Annotated in this window: 13 protein-coding genes; 8 read left to right on the top strand and 5 right to left on the bottom strand. The window is 50.1% G+C overall.

Going from position 1 to position 16,757, the window contains the following annotated elements:
• Nucleotides 1-25: 25 nt before the first annotated feature.
• The 4 genes from ACR6Z4_RS12605 (at nucleotide 26) to ACR6Z4_RS12590 (ending at nucleotide 3,704) form a co-directional block, all read left to right on the top strand.
• Nucleotides 26-832 (top strand): Rpn family recombination-promoting nuclease/putative transposase, encoded by an 807-nt coding sequence (locus ACR6Z4_RS12605; protein WP_479717617.1) that lies wholly within the window; start codon nucleotides 26-28, stop codon nucleotides 830-832.
• Between the two features lie 268 nt (nucleotides 833-1,100).
• Nucleotides 1,101-1,367: a gas vesicle protein GvpG gene (locus tag ACR6Z4_RS12600; protein ID WP_479717616.1), complete on the top strand. Its 267-nt coding sequence runs from the start codon at nucleotides 1,101-1,103 to the stop codon at nucleotides 1,365-1,367.
• Between the two features lie 292 nt (nucleotides 1,368-1,659).
• Nucleotides 1,660-2,736: a magnesium-protoporphyrin IX monomethyl ester (oxidative) cyclase gene (acsF, locus tag ACR6Z4_RS12595; protein WP_479717615.1), complete on the top strand. Its 1,077-nt coding sequence runs from the start codon at nucleotides 1,660-1,662 to the stop codon at nucleotides 2,734-2,736.
• Nucleotides 2,737-2,939: 203 nt separating this feature from the next.
• The gene (locus tag ACR6Z4_RS12590) at nucleotides 2,940-3,704 is read left to right on the top strand and encodes a hypothetical protein (protein ID WP_479717614.1); all 765 of its coding nucleotides are present in this window, start codon (nucleotides 2,940-2,942) and stop codon (nucleotides 3,702-3,704) included.
• On the opposite strand, the gene cruG is transcribed toward ACR6Z4_RS12590, so the two are convergent.
• Both cruG and cruF read right to left on the bottom strand, forming a co-directional pair.
• Entirely contained in the window at nucleotides 3,687-4,913 is a 1,227-nt protein-coding gene (gene cruG, locus ACR6Z4_RS12585; protein WP_479717613.1) for a 2'-O-glycosyltransferase CruG, read from the bottom strand. The genes ACR6Z4_RS12590 and cruG overlap by 18 nt on opposite strands.
• A complete protein-coding gene (gene cruF / locus ACR6Z4_RS12580; RefSeq protein WP_479717612.1) occupies nucleotides 4,913-5,842 on the bottom strand; it encodes a gamma-carotene 1'-hydroxylase CruF in 930 nt (309 codons plus the stop codon). Before cruF ends, cruG begins: the two co-directional genes overlap by 1 nt.
• Nucleotides 5,843-6,527: 685 nt before the next feature.
• Here cruF and ACR6Z4_RS12575 point away from each other — a divergent pair.
• Nucleotides 6,528-7,715, top strand: coding sequence for a F420-0:Gamma-glutamyl ligase (locus ACR6Z4_RS12575; RefSeq protein WP_479717611.1), 1,188 nt, complete (start codon nucleotides 6,528-6,530; stop codon nucleotides 7,713-7,715).
• A 211-nt stretch (nucleotides 7,716-7,926) separates the two neighbouring features.
• Here the strand turns inward: ACR6Z4_RS12575 and ACR6Z4_RS12570 are convergent, their stop codons facing one another.
• Nucleotides 7,927-8,724, bottom strand: coding sequence for an MOSC domain-containing protein (locus ACR6Z4_RS12570; protein WP_479717610.1), 798 nt, complete (start codon nucleotides 8,722-8,724; stop codon nucleotides 7,927-7,929).
• Between the two features lie 27 nt (nucleotides 8,725-8,751).
• The gene (locus ACR6Z4_RS12565) at nucleotides 8,752-9,612 is read right to left on the bottom strand and encodes a carbohydrate ABC transporter permease (RefSeq protein ID WP_479717609.1); all 861 of its coding nucleotides are present in this window, start codon (nucleotides 9,610-9,612) and stop codon (nucleotides 8,752-8,754) included.
• A gap of 356 nt (nucleotides 9,613-9,968) precedes the next feature.
• Here ACR6Z4_RS12565 and ACR6Z4_RS12560 point away from each other — a divergent pair, with 356 nt between their 5' ends.
• Entirely contained in the window at nucleotides 9,969-10,664 is a 696-nt protein-coding gene (locus ACR6Z4_RS12560; RefSeq protein ID WP_479717608.1) for an aldehyde oxygenase (deformylating), read from the top strand.
• Between the two features lie 127 nt (nucleotides 10,665-10,791).
• Here ACR6Z4_RS12560 and ACR6Z4_RS12555 read toward each other — a convergent pair whose 3' ends face one another.
• Complete coding sequence (locus tag ACR6Z4_RS12555; protein ID WP_479717607.1) at nucleotides 10,792-14,349, bottom strand: response regulator; 3,558 nt, start codon at nucleotides 14,347-14,349, stop codon at nucleotides 10,792-10,794.
• Nucleotides 14,350-15,199: 850 nt separating this feature from the next.
• Here ACR6Z4_RS12555 and ACR6Z4_RS12550 point away from each other — a divergent pair.
• The gene (locus ACR6Z4_RS12550) at nucleotides 15,200-15,805 is read left to right on the top strand and encodes a GNAT family N-acetyltransferase (RefSeq protein ID WP_479717606.1); all 606 of its coding nucleotides are present in this window, start codon (nucleotides 15,200-15,202) and stop codon (nucleotides 15,803-15,805) included.
• A gap of 6 nt (nucleotides 15,806-15,811) precedes the next feature.
• The gene (locus ACR6Z4_RS12545) at nucleotides 15,812-16,732 is read left to right on the top strand and encodes a histone deacetylase family protein (protein ID WP_479717605.1); all 921 of its coding nucleotides are present in this window, start codon (nucleotides 15,812-15,814) and stop codon (nucleotides 16,730-16,732) included.
• Nucleotides 16,733-16,757 lie beyond the last annotated feature (25 nt).

The following is a 16,757-nucleotide window of genomic DNA, read 5'->3' as shown; positions in this document are numbered from 1 at the left end:
TCCGATCCCTGCCTCCTGACGTTGCATGTCTTTTGATAATCTCTGTAAACTGCTGGCAGAAAAATATCCACTCCGATTTGCGACGTGGGTTTTGGGTGAAGTGCCTGCCTCAGTTACCGTGCTCAAAACTGAACTCAGCATCGAACCGATTCGCGCTGATTCGGTTACGTTTTTACAAATGGCTGGCAGGATCCTTCATTTGGAGTTTCAAACCACTTGGAACTCTGATCCACCCATGCCACTGCGCCTTTTGGATTACTGGGTTAGACTTCATCGCCTTTATCGCCTACCCATCAGCCAAACCGTTATTGTTTTGCTACCGCCATCTGACAACGTAACCATTGAAAACACGTTTGAACTGGAAACCACTCGTCATAGTTTTCAAGTCATCAAACTGTGGCAACAAGACCCAGAAACCTTTCTCCAAGATCCGGTGCTGTTACCGTTTGCCCCCTTAACTCAAACGAAAGACCCTACAGCATTGTTGACACGGGTTGCGCAGCACGTAGAAGCGATCGCTGAATCCCAAGAACGTCAAGAGGTGTCAGCTTATGTGCAGCTCATGGCAGGGTTAAAGTACGATAAAGATGAGATTCGACGGATTTTTCGGGAGGGAATTATGCGGGAATCTTTAATTTACCAAGAGATTTTGCAAGAGGGCAGGCAAGAGGGCAGGCAAGAGGGTAGGCAAGAGGGCAGGCAAGAGGGTAGACAAGAAGGGATTGAAGAAGTTGCGCTGAAAATGCTACTCAAAAATATCCCGATTGAAGCGATCGCCGAACTGACAGGACTGACCCTTGCACAACTACAACAGCTTCAGTCTCAACTTTAAGACTGATTTCAATAGAACTTAGATGAAGAGGTTTTGAAGGCTTAGGATTACAAATTAATTAAAATCCGGACGTTCATTTTTGGCAGCGCGGCTCCGCCGCGTTTCCAAAAATAAACTTCGGTTTTATTAAATCCACGATCCTTAGACAGCCTCAAGCAACGATAAACCTGTTCAGCTGTATCGGCTGTATTGGACAACCCAACGCCTTCCCCCGTACCGCACTAGCTACACCCAGCACCCGATCCCAACCCCCTACCTGATCAACATTATGATTATTGACTTTCTCCTATCCCCCGTTCTTGCGCCGATCAATGGCATCAGTTGGATTGCCGAAAAAATTCTGGATCAAGCAGAAGGTGAACTGGACGAAAAAGAGAATTTAGGCAAACGTTTATTAGCCTTGCAACTGGCGTTTGATATGGGCGATATCCCGGAAGAAGAATTTGAAATCCAGGAAGAAGAGCTATTGATGGCAATTCAAGCTATGGAAGAAGCAGAGAAACAAGCCCGACTAGAAGCCCAGCTAGAAGGATAGTCCTTAAAAAGCACTAAGTTTTAGGGATGCGGGCGACGCCCGCATCCCTAAAACTTAGTGCCATGAATCCCACTCTCAATAATTCATGTTGTGTTGTGTAACGTCGTGTTGCAAGTCTTAACATAAAGACGTATTGCGGTACCCTGCTACCTTGGTAGACTGAAGAACGTGAAATCATAACTTTTACAGTTTCAACTTAGCCTGGGCTGTGTTGTTTTGAGATACATGAAGCTGTATCTTCGAGCAGCGCTGCGATTTGGGTCAGTCACTAATAAACAGAGTACGAGTACCGATGGTAGATTCCCTGAAGAAACCGGAATTTCAAGAACTGCGACCGGGCATTAAGATCCCGGCACAGGAAACAATCCTTACTCCCCGTTTCTACACCACCGACTTTGACGAGATGGAGAAAATGGACATCTCCGTCAATGAGGATGAGTTGCAAGCACTGTTGGAAGAGTTTCGGACAGATTACAACCGCCATCACTTTGTTCGCGATGAAGAGTTCCAAAATTCTTGGGAACACATCGATGGTGAGACCCGACGGGTATTTGTCGAGTTTTTAGAGCGCTCTTGCACCGCCGAATTTTCAGGATTTCTCCTCTATAAAGAGCTCGGTCGCAGGCTCAAAAACAAGAATCCGCTTTTGGCAGAGAGTTTTAACCTGATGTCTCGTGATGAAGCTCGCCATGCGGGTTTCCTCAACAAGGCGTTGTCTGATTTCAATTTGTCGCTCGACCTGGGCTTCTTGACCAAGAGTCGTAAGTACACTTTCTTTAAGCCCAAGTTTATTTTCTACGCGACGTATCTATCTGAAAAGATTGGATACTGGCGTTACATCACGATCTATCGCCATCTTGAATCCCATCCCGAAAATCGCATCTACCCGATCTTCCGGTTCTTCGAAAACTGGTGTCAAGACGAAAATCGTCATGGCGATTTCTTTGACGCGGTAATGCGGGCACAGCCTAAGTTCTTGAATGACTGGAAGGCACGCCTGTGGAGCCGATTCTTCTTGCTATCGGTGTTTGCCACCATGTATTTGAATGACCTGCAACGGTCTGCTTTCTATGCATCGATTGGTCTGGATGCGCGTGACTATGATATTTATGTCATCCAAAAAACCAATGAAACCTCTGCTAAGGTTTTCCCGGTAGTGTTGAATGTCGATCATCCAAAATTCTTTGAGTTGTTGGATGCAGCCGTTGAGAGCAATCAAAAAATTGCGGCGATCGCCAATTCTAAGGCTCCGAAGTTTATCCAATTCTTCCAGAAGCTGCCCCACATTACTGCGATCGCAGTAGATCTGATCCGTCTCTATCTAATGAAACCCATCAACACAGAGATATTGCAGGGCAAGGTTCGTTAATTTTCGTTTCACCCCTCAGGTACAGCGGTTCTGCGTTGCAGAGCCGCTTTTTTAGGGATTAAGGTAGCACCGAGACGCGACCCATTTTGCTGTGGCGCTTCGCGTCTGAATCGATTACGGTGGTTGTGTGAGAGTCGCGCTCTGTGCGGTTCTCGCACAACCACCTGGACTTCACGCCATTGAGACTTGCTATAAATACTGTGATGATGCTTTGGGGTTTACCGATCGCCACCGCTGTGATGGACATACCTGCACACACTCAGGTTTTACAAGAACCGCAGCCAATTTCAGCAGACGCGATCGCCTCTGATACCAGCAATTTATTCTCCCAATCGCTTACTCCTCCGTCCCCCTCGCCCCCAACGCCTGCCGAACAACTCGATCTAGATCCCGCCATCATCGACAGCAGCCCCGTCTTACAACGCTGGTTAGACGGCATCCCCGATGTCCAATCCGAAATTCGCCATGATCCCAGCTTTCGCACCCGGTTGCGGTTGGGGTATTCCCATTTTCCGTCCCAGGACGAAGCGGGGGGATGGCATGTCGGCATCGAAGATGTCTTCATCGGGCGCACCGGGATCACCCTCAGTGGCGATTACCAAACCACGTTTGATGGCGATCTAGAAGCTTATGGTGCCGATATTCGGTACTACACATTGCCGTTAGGGCACTACGTCAATATTGCCCCTGTCGTGGGCTATCGGCATATTCACATCGAAGACCAAACCACAAAGGGGATCAATCTCGGCGCACGACTCATGCTCTCTCTGTCACGCAGCGGAGCTGCTGATATTGCCCTGACCCATACCTGGACGGCTCCCGGCTCAGAGGCAGAGGTTAGCACTACCACCTTATCGTTTGGCTATGCCATCACCGACCACTTGAGATTGGCGACCGACTTCCAACGCCAGGCAGCAAAGCAAGGGTCTGACAGGCGCTTAGGGGTGTCGCTAGAGTGGATGTTTTGAAGTGTAGGTACGTCCACGCCATTGAGTAGGCGATCGCAGGGAAGATAGGATAATTCGCAAGACTGCCAGGGGATCAGCCAGGGGTGACAGCCAAAACAACCCAGAGAGTTTGGCTGATGTCAGATCATAGGAAGGAGCGATCGCTCCTAGCAGGGCAACCCGAATCAATACCAGACCCAGATTGACAGCCAAGGCGATGAACAGGGTTGGAAAACGATTGCCAGCCAACACAGCCATACCCAACAGCGGCAGCAATAACAGCGGCAGCGCTTGAGTCGCTATCAGAAAACCAGCATCGCCCCACTTTTGCGCAACCGAACAGGCATCTTTTAGGTCGAGCGATCGCCCCCATTCTGTCCAGGTTTCCTTAGCCCCTTCGTACATTCTGACTTTTAACAGCCGAGAGCCATCCCAGAAACCCACGTTAGCGCCATAACTGGCAGCATAGCGGGCAAGCGTCACGTCATCACAAAAGGAATGGCGGGCACTGCTATAGCCACCCAGATCTGCCAGAAGCGAGCGGCGGCACAGAAAACATTGACCATTTGCCATGACTCGTTCGGCACCTTCGGCGGCAGCACCGACGGGTCCAAAGCGATAGAGCAGGGTAATCAAAAGAGCCGGTTGCAGGAGCAATTCTCCCGGATAGCGGAGGATAAATCGCGGAGCCAGTGAAACCAGGTCGTAGCCTTTGTCGGTAGCCGCTTGCACCAGGCTGGCAACCAGTTCCGGTTGGGGCTGGGTATCGGCATCGATCCCCAAAATCCATTCGCTGTGTTCAGAACTCTGGAGAAATCCGGTGTGCAATGCCCAGGGACGACCGACCCAACCTGATGGCAGTGGATCATCGGTAATCAGGCGAAAGCGGGGATCACGGGACTGAAACTCTTTGACTACATCAACCGTGCCATCTTGCGATCGGCTGTCAACCACCAGAATTTCTCGAACCTCATAGCTTTGTCGAGTCAACCCTTCCAGGCAAGGTCGCAGCCGATGGGCTTCATTCAGCGTCGGAACCAGAACGCTAACGTTGCCAAATGAACGGAGAGAAGAGGGTTGCCGCCGTAACGGCGGAATGCGACGGGGACCCCGCAGCAAACGAGAGACTAATAAGGCGATCGCAGGCAGTTGAATGACTAATGTCACGACAGCGATCGCCCCTATCCCCAGTTGCACCGGAGCCTGAGCCAGGTTTAATACCGCTAGCATCACTGAATCGTCACTCCGACCGGAGTTTTAACCAACTCGATCAGGGTAGTCGCCACAGGAGCGCTGGCACTCGTCTTGGCTCTCGACCAACACAACACCGCTGGAATCACACCCAGAACCACACCCAGCAAGACGGGTACCCAAATCCCTGCCGCCAAACTCATGATGGTAGCAAAGGCAAAGTTACCCAGATAGATTGCCAGAGGCAGATTGAGTTGCTCACCGTGCAGTTGGAACGAGCGCTTTGCCCAACATATGGCAGCGACCGTCATAAACACAGCACCCGTGCCCATCCAACCGGCAAAGTTTTGGTAAGGCATGCCAAAAAATGCACCCGGTTGGTGCCAATACCAAAACGGCATGGCGGTTTGGCTCATAGCGGGATCAAGGACAAAATCCCACGAGGTCAGCAATAACGCCCCTAGCGCGATCGCCGCAATGTGTTTCAAGCCGCTGACCAGTTTAGCCGCAGGTAGAGTTGCTACCGATGCGCCTAAACCCAGACCCGAGCGTGCCAGCAAATAGGACGATAAGCCTAGATAGAACCAGGACAGTGGAATGGTAAACGGCACTAAATCTGCAATCTTGTAGCCCAAACCGCTGAGATAGCTATAGTGCCCGAAGGGAAAACCAATGCTCGTACCCATTAATTCGCTACTGAGCGATAAGCCCACAGCTGGAATCATGAAGGTTAACCAGCGCCACATGCCCAGCGTTCGATAGGCATAAATCGCAACGGCGATCGCCCCCAGTAAAATATAAGCGACCCCGCCCCCTGCCATACTCCAGGTAAAAAGAGTCTGTCCGAAGGGAAGCACTGTCAGAAACTCTGGATGGGGCATCACCAGGAGTAAACCTGCCAACCCAAACCCCATCGACACCAGATGACCTACCAAACAAAAACGCTCAACCGCAAGCAGTTGCTTCATGCCAGACTCCGCAGAAGGTAACGCTAAACGCGCCCATGACTTTACAAAAAGTTAAAAACCAATGAGAGAATGGTAACGCGGAAAAATAAGATTTGTAAATTTTATTGAGCGAATTCTTTGAGAAATATCAACTTAACAAGATTTCCAATAGGCTGCGAAGCTGATGTACCACTGGGTTCTAGACTGACAAGAGAGTCAAAAGAATCTGCCTTTTGAAAGGTCGGAGATTTCAGATCATCGAGCGTTGACGTTGGAACGTGTGACGTTGTCACACTGCCCAAACCAGATGCCCGGATTTTATTGACCTCGCGATCCTTAAGAATGGGAATTGGACAACGTCGATGATTTGCTGTAGGGGCAAACGGCCGTTCGCCCCTACAAACGATTCAATCGTCAATCTGATTCAATCCCCGATCGCAAAAATCGCAAGTCATGACCCTGTCATTCTTTTTGGGAAAGCGACGGCTCCGCCGTCGCTTTCCCAAAAAGAATTAGGTTTTATAAAATCTTCGATCCTAAGATAGGCTGTGTTTTGGGTTGCTCTAGTCATCTCAAGGTTACCCCTACCCTTTTCGGAATCGGGAGGTTTTCTGGGTTGGGCACGCGTCCCTGCCCTTACCCTACCTTGATAGCAGCAGCAATAACAAAATATCCTCAAATTAACGAGACGTAGTGAGTGTAGGTTGTGGGCATCATCTGGATTATCGTCGGAGTCATTCTCTTGCTTGGGTTAGCCGTCTTGGCGATAGAACTGCAATATCGTCGTCGTCCCGGTAATGCGCTGGAACTGACGGCGGGAGAATGGAACTTGGAGGTTTATGAACCTCACCAATATCTGCTGGTCGGAGAACTGGAGTTACAAAACCAGACCAAGCGGTTAGAAATCATGGTGCCTGAGGTTTCGGCAGAGGTGAAATTGCTGTCCAAAGCCTCTTTAGAAGGTGTCACCACCAAACTTCAGATCCTGCCCAGACATCCCGATGCCATGGCAAGACCTGATGGGTATTGGGTCGGCTACATCGTCAAAGTGGGTAAAACGACCCGCCTGGAAATTTCAGTGGCGATTAAAGGCACTGACCTGTCGCCGCTTCAGGCTGCCTGGATTAAGGTGAACTATGTCACCTATGGTCCCCAAGGTCGCATTCCCAAGGTTCGCCATGTGATTGTGCCGTTGAGTTTTCCTGCCGCAGATGACTCAGCTCGCTGGCGTCCGACCAGTAATGCCGATCTGCTGCCAATTCGTACCCATCTGCTCAGCCATCTTGACGACACGGTAGAAGTAATCCAGCGGTATGTGGTGCCCAAATCACAACCAGGAGATATTGTCACCATTGGCGAAACTCCAGTAGCTCTGATGCAAGGACGATTTCACCATCCGTCCGAAATCAAACCAGGATGGGTCGCTCGACGCATTTGCTATTACTTTATGCCCACATCGAGTCTGGCAACCGCGTGTGGAATGCAAACCTTAGTCAATATTGTCGGACCCGTCCGGGTGGTGTTTGCCTTTGTGGTCGGGGCGATCGCCAAGAAATTCTTGGGTAAACCGGGTGTCTTTTACCAACTGGCTGGCGACCAAGCCCGGTTGATTGATGACGTAACGGGCACACTGCCCCCCTACGATCAGTTCATCGTCTTGGGTCCAGAGAACCCTCAAGATGTGGTCAATCGGATTAAACGAGCCACTGGATTATCAGCGGCGATCGTGGATGTTAATGATTTGAAAGCCGTTAAAATTCTGGCAGCCAGTCCCGGCATATCGTCCAGCTTTTTGGAAGAAGCCTTGATCAGTAACCCTGCTGGAAACGCCGACGAACAAACGCCCATCGTTTTGATTCGCCCGACCGAACCCACGCTCAACGCCAGAGCCTAGTACACCTACCTAAAAGTTTTAGAGGGGGTGGAGGAGGTAAAACCCTCTCTTGGGGGCGCAGCCCCCAAACCCCCATGTTGCAAAATTTCGTGTTTGCAACACTAGCGTTCAGGTTAATTTTTTGCCTGAAACCGTCAAAGTTTTGGGTGGCGCGGGCGTTGCCCGCGCCACCCAAAACTTTGATATGAATACTACTACCGGAACATTAAGCCTACGCCAGAATTTCCACGGGGTCGCCCACCGTCAACACTCCTGAGCCTGCATGAAGTAAATTCTGTCCAAACAAAATATTGCCATCTCGTAAGCGATATTGCGCCAGAGTGGGTAAGGGTTCTTTGCCTGGAATCCCCGTCGTTTGATCCACCGTTGGAATCACACAGCGAGCGCAGGGCTTAACCACATGAAACACGACTGAGCCAATGCGGATTTGTCGCCACGTATCTTCGGCAAAGGCATCACAACCCGACACGACGAAATTAGGACGAAATCGATTCATCGGTAATGGTGTTGCCAAGCGGCTATTGAGATCCTGTAACGACGCTTCGGAGATCAACAAAAACGGGAAGGCATCGGCAAAACTGACGCGATCGCCCACCCCTGAAATAGCATAATTGGGATCTACCGGACGCACCGTTTCATCTGCCATATACACCAACTGGCACGCCAACCCCAAAAACTGACTCAACCACTCTGCCGCTGCTGCACCTGCCGACACTGCCGTACACTGGTCGCGCCACACCTGTACCGACAGCGAAGCTGCCGTTTCTACAAGCGACGAAATCACCAGCGTCGTCATGGCTGGAGCATTCAACACTAACCGATCGGGATACCATTGCACCTGAATCAAAGCCATCTTGGGATGTTGCCGTTGGGTCAAAAATTTACCCGACTCATCGACTACCATCCAGCGGCGATCGCCCTCTAACCCCGTTCTTTCAACCTTTGCCGTCTGTAACGAAATTCCTGCCGCCGACTTCAGCGGATAGACGTTTAACTGCGTTAGCTGCATATGCGACATCCCTGTAGTCTCCCTAACTCAATTTTTAATTCCCGTTGTAGCAATTCCTCGAATGAACTGGCGTTGACCCACTAAAAACAGCAAAACTACAGGGATCGTGGCAATCACAACAGCGGCCATGAGCACCGACCAATCATTGGTAAATTGCTCCTGAAACTCTGCTAACGCCAGTTGCACCGTTCTTAACTCTGGGCGGGTGGTAAATACCAGTGGTTTAAATAAATCATTCCATTCCCCAATAAACGTAAACAAAAACAAGGTGATGAGTGCCGGACGGGCTAACGGCAACATCACTCGCCAGAGAATTTGAAAGCGATTGGCTCCATCTAACGCTGCTGCCTCTTCCAGTTCTATTGGAATTGTCTGAAAATATTGACGCAGCAGAAAAATGCCAAAGCCACTGGCTGCGGTCGGCAAAATTAAAGCAGCATAGGTGTTAATCAGATGCCCCCACTTCAACACCAGGAAAATCGGGATCACCAGGAGCTGAAACGGAATCACCAGAGTACTGAGTAACACCAGCAATAGGGTTTGCCGTCCCCAAAACTGAAATCGTGCCAATGCATAACCCGCCAACGCTGAGGTGATCACCTGGAAAGCCGTCACAGCCAGTGCTACCAGGGTGGAGTTGGCAAAAGCAATGAGAAAATGACCCCGTGCCCAAGCCGCCTGGTAGTTTTCCCAGGTCAAGTGCTCTGTAGAGTTTTCACTCAGGTTTCCGGGGACACTCACCGAGGTCAGGAAAACAGTAATCAGAGGGAACAAGACTAACCCTGCCCCCCCAAACAACACGCCAATATTCAACCAGCGGAGGAGAGCAGCGATCGCCTCTCTTCGCCATAATCGTAAAAGGAAGGGGGGTTTCAGATCGATTGACATCTACATTGCGTTAGCTTATAGATTAGGGATCATCAGCCAGCGGAACGCGGAGCGTTAAAGCAAAAGTGCAACCTCTGTCTTGTATTTTTCAGAGACTCAGCTTCCTGACGGGCAAATTATATCTACCAAAATCTATCCATGCCATTTATCACAACACAATCAATAACCTAACCCTATACCTTTTCGGGGTTAGACTGGTTGAATTCTGATTGGCAAGTTATTGTAAATTTCTGCGCGAAACTAGTAGGGTAGAAATTGGGAATGATCAAGTTATGTGTACTTATTTTTCTAGTTTGACAAACTTGGGATGAGTAGCAGACTGATCCATCTTCACAAGTTTAGGAGACAACTGACATATGCCGCAGCTTGAGGTCACACCAGAGATCGACTTTCAGACCGAGACCTATAAGGATGCGTACAGCCGGATCAACGCTATCGTCATCGAAGGTGAAGAAGAAGCTAACGATAACTATATTCGATTGGCAGACCTCTTGCCGGAGTGCAAAGAGCAATTGCTGGCTCTAGCGAAAATGGAAAGCCGCCACAAAAAAGGATTTCAGGCATGTGGACGCAATCTAGCTGTGATCCCAGATATGGATTTTTCCCGCGAATTCTTCGCAGATCTGCACCGCAATTTCCAGGAAGCAGCGGCTCAGGGTCGCGTTGTGACATGCTTACTGATCCAATCTCTGATTATTGAGTGCTTTGCGATTTCTGCTTACAACATCTATATCCCCGTTGCCGATGACTTTGCTCGCAAAATCACAGAGGGTGTTGTCAAAGACGAGTACATGCATCTCAATTTTGGTGAAGAATGGCTCAAAGCAAACTTTGAAACAGCTAAACGAGAATTGGAAGACGCAAACCGCGAGAACTTACCTGTCATTTGGCGGATGCTGAACCAGGTCGAAACAGATGCCAAGGTATTGGGCATGGAAAAAGAAGCCCTGGTTGAAGATTTTATGATTAGCTATGGTGAAGCACTGAGTAACATCGGCTTTACAACTCGCGACATTATGAGAATGTCTGCGTATGGCTTAGCCGCTGCTTAACCCGGCATATAATTTGCACGTTTTTATTGTGAGGGTGTGTTGCGATCGCAACACACCCTCAATTATTTTGATTATTCTGTACCGCTTTATGGGAGTCGCGCTCTGCGCGACTCCCATCCCATGGGTGCTATGTACCGGGGTTCGGAGAACCTGTCAGGGGCATCTCAGGCGTAATATCGTCTTCGATGCTGCTGGCATCGGTGTGAATGGAAAAGGTCAGAACCGTTTCATCTACCCCTTTCAACGCCAGGGGGCTAAATTTGGTAATGGTGTCCTGGTCAAGATAATCCGCGACCGCCGCAGATACCAATATGGTGCTGGGTTCTGCGGCTTCTTGAATCCGCGCCGCAATATTAACGCTGGGTCCGATCGCTGTATAGTCTGCCCGTTCAGCACTACCAAACATCCCCACAACAGCTGTTCCCTGGTGGATACCGCAGCGGAACTGAACTTTGCTGATGCCTTGTGATTGCCAGCGTTCGTTTAACTTGTCCAAAGAGCGATACATCTGTCGAGCGGCAGCGATCGCCCGTCTGACCTGCTCATTGGGGCTGATCTCTTCGGGCGCACCAAAGATTGCCAAAATTGCATCGCCCATAAATTTATCGACCGTGCCCCCATTCTCAAAAATGGCATGGGTCATTTCGGTCAGATATTCATTCAGCAACTCTGCCACTCGGCGCGATCGCAATGTATTGGAAAGCTGGGTAAAGCCTACAATATCGCTGAATAGGATCGTCACCATTCGCGGTTCTGGGCGTAGGTCAAGGGATAGATTGCCTTTCGACGCTTTCAGCACCAACGAGGGTGGTAAGAAGCGTTTGAGTACCGATTCTGTCAGGTAACTGTTGAGTTCAGCAACCTTCCGTTCGCTTGCCTTCAGTGACAAAAGATTACGAACTTCTGCCAGCAATTCGCGATCGTTAAAGGGTTTAGAAAGATAGGCATCTGCTCCCTTCTCTACCCCTTCTATGCGGGTTTCTTCATCCGCTTTTGCCGTAAGCAACACGATCGGAGTACCCTGGATATCTTCCTGGTTGCGCACCATCAAGATCAGTTCAAGCCCAGACACGACCGGCATCATCAAATCAGTCACGATCAGCTGAGGCCGGTGCGCCATAGCCAGTTGAAAGCCTTCTTCCCCATTTCGCGCCAAAACGATCTGATATCCCATGCGGCGCAACACGCTGGCAACATAGGTACGCAGGTCGGGGTTATCATCCACTACCAGGATTTTCTCAGTCCGCTCGATGACTTTTTCGGCAATTTCAGCGATCGCAGGCACGCCTATGATCGGCGGCAAGTCAGACAGATCTGCCGAGACCGCTTGCTGCGGCTCGGCTTCAATATCCGCCAGTTCAACCGAGGCACGGCTGCCCTCGATTTCAGCAGGGATTTCGATCACCTGGCTACTGGGTAAGTGGGTGGTGCCAGTTTGCAGCCACACCGTGAATGTGGTGCCCTCACCGTAGTTAGAATCCACAGACACCTTACCACCGTGCAAATCCACCAGTTCTTTAACCAATGCCAACCCCAAGCCACTGCCTTCATGGCTACGGCTGGCAGAGCTATCGGCCTGGCGAAAGCGCTCAAACAGGTAAGGAATTTGGTCAGGACGAATGCCCAACCCCGTATCTTTAACCTTGAGTAAGCAATGGTCTCCGATATGTTGCAAACTCACGACGATACTGCCGCCCGCTGTCGTAAATTTCATCGCGTTCGACAACAGGTTATAGAGAACTTTGTCGAACTTTTCTAAATCAAGATATACAGGCGGACAGTCGAACAATTCTGTCAGCAAGGTAATTTGCTTGCGCTCGCAGTACGGCCGGAACGCATCGACAATTTGGGTGACAAAGTCGATCAAATTACAGGGGCGGAAATTGGGTTGCATCCGTCGGGCATCCAACCGTTGCAAGTCAAGCAACTGGTTGACCAGCCGCAACAGCCGCCGAGAATTGCGCAGGGCAATCACCGATTGGTCATACGACAGACCTTGCTGCTGCGAAACAGCAGACTCTAGCGGTCCAATATTGAGGGTAAGGGGGGTACGGAATTCGTGGGAAACATTTTGGAAGAATTCGGTTTTTTGCCGATCCAGCTCCAGCAGTTTTTCGGCTTGTTGTCGGGTTTTTTGATACAGACGAGATTGCTGCACCGCGATCGCGGCTTGAGCTGCCACAGCCTGGGCTAACTCAACTTCTTCGGGTTCCCAACGGCGAGACTGACGGATCTGACGCAAAGAGATGCTACCAATAATTTTGCCATCGTACAGCAACGGCACAACCAGCAACGCCCGAGCAGGCGATCGCAAGGGCAAGTCTAAAATATTCATCTCCGGATGATCGCCCAGATCATCGATCACCACAGGCAACTGGGTCAGCAATAACCGCTGTAAGACTGGGTTGCCGTCGATGGGGACTAAGGATTGGGGCAATTGATGGCGGTGGATGGTGACGCCATCTTCGACCATTGTCACCGTCCGATCGAATTCGGGAGCCAGGGCATCGGTCAGCCCGTCCTGGTCGCCATCATTAGACGCATCGTGTAAGCCCACACACTGGACAAACTCATCGTCTTCTGTCCACAGCGACAGGGCGCAACCATCGGCATAGAGAGCCTGACCCAATTTTTGAGTGATCGCCGCAAAAATTTCTTGAGGGTCAAGGCTAGAGCGAATGGCAGCGGTAATCGTGTTCACCAGGGTTTCTCGGCGAGCCAGCGATCGCACCTGCTCATAGGCACGCGCCTGCGACAGCGCCAAGGCTGCCTGGTCAGCCACCATAACAACCAACTGCACCTCATCATCTTGCCAATCGCGAGATTGTCCATATTGGTGCAGGGCTAACACCGCCATCAGCTCTTGTTGCCAAATCAAAGGTACAACCAGGCTAGAGGCAATATTGGCTTGCTGGTAAGCCTGACAGCGGGCAGCACCCGTATCGGGGTTTTCAATAATACGAGGATCATTGCAAACGTCGTGGATCACCTGCACTTCCCAGGTTTCCCAGATCGTGTGCGCCAGTTGATCGAGATTGGGTTGGGCGATCGCCTCATCCGTAGCTACTGCGGATTCGTTGATGGGTGCTGTGTAGATAAATAGCTCATCCTGAAGATGATCGTCCTGAACGGGACGAAGCAAACAACAATCGACCTCAAAAGTATGCCCTACGGTTTCCACAATGGTTTGCAGAATTTGCCGATAATTTAGGGCACTGCGAATGGTATTGGTCACAGCATTCAGCAGCGACTCTTGCCGCAGAGTGCGGCGCAGCTCATGCGTCCTGGCTTTGAGGACATTATGCGTATCCACAGCCTGACGGACGACCGCCTTTAGCTCATCGTCGTCCCACGGCTTTGTAACATATTTAAATACTTTGCCAGAGTTGATCGCTTCGACCAGATCTCCGACATCGGTATAGCCCGTTAAGATAATCCGAATAATATCGGGATACTGAGTTGCCGTCAGACTCAAGAACTCAGTCCCGCTCATAGACGGCATCCGCTGGTCAGAAATAATGACCGCGACATCGCCTTCGTTTGCCAAAATTTCCAGTGCAGCAGGCCCGCTCTCGGCACGCAACACCTTAAACTCTCGGTGGAATGTGCGATAGAGCAGGTCTAAATTGTCTGGCTCGTCATCAACGACCAGGATTTTAGGTTTGCTGTGATCTGGGGATGTCATGCACCGCTCTCCTGATGCAGGGGCAGTTAGATGAAAAATAACCGTATGTCTTCTGAATAACCAGTCTACTGAGGAGCTGATTGAGTGAGTTGTAGGTCAACACCCTGCTCGTCCTTCTGTCCATCGCTCAGTTTACTGCGATCGCTCCGATACAGGAGTTATTTTTGGCAGCGCACCCCATTTCATCCAATATTACAGCCCTATCGTAGTGGGTGTTTCCAGTGAATGTACGTTGACACAATCAAAGGCATTGCCAATTGGCTCTGCTTTCTCTGGAGACGTCCCTTTTAATCGTAGGTGCAAGCTTAACTATAAATGAATTGTGGATGAATGGTAGTAAGAGGATGTGTGACGAAAGTTGCTAAATCAAGGCTTAAGCCCTGAAACCAGTCAATTGACGACTTAACCTGACCAAAACTTTAAGAGATAACGACAAACGCTCATAAAGAGTTCATAGATGGGTACCTATCGGGAGGCACAGTATTTCCCGGCGGGGATATACCCCCTGAGGATCACCAATTCAATAAAACCGGGACGGTTATTTGTGGAAGCGCGGCGATGCTGTGCTTCTGCAAATGAATCTGCGGTTTTATGAAATTCACAATCCTAATCATTCAAGAGATAAAAATAATTTATCAATTGACCAAAATGTGTTAGTTTTGCATCACACAAAGTACAGAGTGCCCACTTTTGGACTGTGATTGAACTCACCGACGAATGGGCGGGTGAACGTAGCAATAGTTATTGCTACAACCAGAGTGTGATGATCTACTGACACTCTTTCATCCTAATACAGTCGCCAGTTGTAGGTCTCAGGACTAAAATGAAGGGCATTCCCTCTGCCACCACTATGTCTACATCCCCTTCAGGATTTTTTCCGCCTGATGCCGCGTATGGGCAGCCAGGTTGGCGATCGCTTGCCAGTTCTACCTTAACCATTCGTCCTGCATGTCAACCGGATATCACCCGTCTTTCAGACGTATTAGCCAGTAGTTTTCATCGCAAAGATGGTTGGCTGGGCTGGCTGTATCCTCTGCTGCAAATGGGGATTTATGAAGATCTGCGAATGCGATTACGGTTTAGCCCCAAGCATTATGCCTGCCTGGTAGCGACAATTGGTGAGGATGAGGCGGTTGTAGGCACCGTTGAAGTGGGAATTCGGAATGCGAGTGTCTGGTCTAGCCAAGCGGCATCGTGTCTGTATATCTCTAACCTTGCCGTTCAGTCAGACTATCGTCGTCACGGCATTGCTCAGCGATTGTTAGCCGCCTGTGATCAGTTAGCGTTGGAGTGGGGCTATCCAGATCTCTACCTGCATGTTTTGGAAAATAACCACACAGCTCGACGCTTATATCATCGAGCAGGGTACAAGCTCTGCCGAGTCGAAGCAGGGTTTGGCTTCTGGCTCTGGGGACAGCCCAAACAATATTTTTTGTGCAAAAAGTTACATTCTTAGACCCCGATGGTTGCAATTTTTTATAGCCCTGAATTTTTAGAGCACGATACGGGTGGCTATCATCCCGAAAATCCGGGTCGCTTAACCGCGATTATTGAGGCATTGCAAGCGACCCCCTGGGCAGAACAATTAGACTGGCGATCGCCCACTCCGGTTAACCAACAAGGCGATCGCGTTCTAGAAGCGATTAGCACAGTACATCCCCCGCGCTATATTGCAACGGTGCAGAACGTTGCCCAGAGTGGTGGCGGTCATGCTGACCCCGATACTCCGATTTCGGCGCGTAGCTATGATGTGGCAGTGTTGGCAGCAAGCACCTGGCTAGAAGGGGTAGATCATGTCTTGCAGACCCAAAACCCTGCATTTGTGTTGGCACGTCCTCCAGGGCACCATGCGATGCCCAATCGGGCGATGGGGTTTTGCTTGTTTTCCAATGCGGCGATCGCGGCTCACTATGCGCTGGAGCAAGCAGGGGTGAACCGAGTCGCAATTTTAGATTGGGATGTGCATCACGGCAATGGCACACAGGCGATCGTCGAAAACCACCCACAAATTGCCTATTGTTCCTTACACGAAGCGCACAATTACCCAGGTACGGGTGCCGCTGATGAACATGGCAAATTTGACAACGTGCTCAATTTTCCAATGCCCGCAGGTAGCACGCTGACCCACTATCAACCTATTTTTGAGCAACAGATTTTACCGTTTTTGCAAACCTTCCAGCCCGATCTGTTGATTGTGAGTGCAGGTTATGACGCCACCAAAGCCGATTTTTTGTCTCATATCTGTCTGGAACCCGGAGATTACGGCGTTTTCACAGAGTATTGCTTGCAAGTGACCCGTAAGATTTTATTTGGCTTAGAAGGCGGGTATGACTTTAAAGCGCTCGGTCAATCGGTTGTGGCAACGTTAGAACGCTGTTTATAGCCCGACGCAATCGAGTCAATACAAT

The organism is Calyptranema fuscum S582 (assembly GCF_055793305.1).
Note: the sequence above shows the minus strand (reverse complement) of the source record. Positions and strands in the feature narration are given on the sequence as shown.

Excerpts from the sequence above, each read along its gene's own strand:
- ACR6Z4_RS12600 (WP_479717616.1), top strand. The coding sequence starts at position 1,101 with ATGATTATTGACTTTCTCCTATCCCCCGTTCTTGCGCCGATCAATGGC.
- ACR6Z4_RS12570 (WP_479717610.1), bottom strand. The coding sequence starts at position 8,724 with ATGCAGCTAACGCAGTTAAACGTCTATCCGCTGAAGTCGGCGGCAGGA.
- ACR6Z4_RS12555 (WP_479717607.1), bottom strand. The coding sequence starts at position 14,349 with ATGACATCCCCAGATCACAGCAAACCTAAAATCCTGGTCGTTGATGAC.
- ACR6Z4_RS12565 (WP_479717609.1), bottom strand. The coding sequence starts at position 9,612 with ATGTCAATCGATCTGAAACCCCCCTTCCTTTTACGATTATGGCGAAGA.
- acsF (WP_479717615.1), top strand. The coding sequence starts at position 1,660 with ATGGTAGATTCCCTGAAGAAACCGGAATTTCAAGAACTGCGACCGGGC.
- ACR6Z4_RS12545 (WP_479717605.1), top strand. The coding sequence starts at position 15,812 with ATGGTTGCAATTTTTTATAGCCCTGAATTTTTAGAGCACGATACGGGT.
- ACR6Z4_RS12560 (WP_479717608.1), top strand. The coding sequence starts at position 9,969 with ATGCCGCAGCTTGAGGTCACACCAGAGATCGACTTTCAGACCGAGACC.
- cruG (WP_479717613.1), bottom strand. The coding sequence starts at position 4,913 with ATGCTAGCGGTATTAAACCTGGCTCAGGCTCCGGTGCAACTGGGGATA.
- ACR6Z4_RS12550 (WP_479717606.1), top strand. The coding sequence starts at position 15,200 with ATGTCTACATCCCCTTCAGGATTTTTTCCGCCTGATGCCGCGTATGGG.
- cruF (WP_479717612.1), bottom strand. The coding sequence starts at position 5,842 with ATGAAGCAACTGCTTGCGGTTGAGCGTTTTTGTTTGGTAGGTCATCTG.
- ACR6Z4_RS12605 (WP_479717617.1), top strand. The coding sequence starts at position 26 with ATGTCTTTTGATAATCTCTGTAAACTGCTGGCAGAAAAATATCCACTC.
- ACR6Z4_RS12590 (WP_479717614.1), top strand. The coding sequence starts at position 2,940 with ATGATGCTTTGGGGTTTACCGATCGCCACCGCTGTGATGGACATACCT.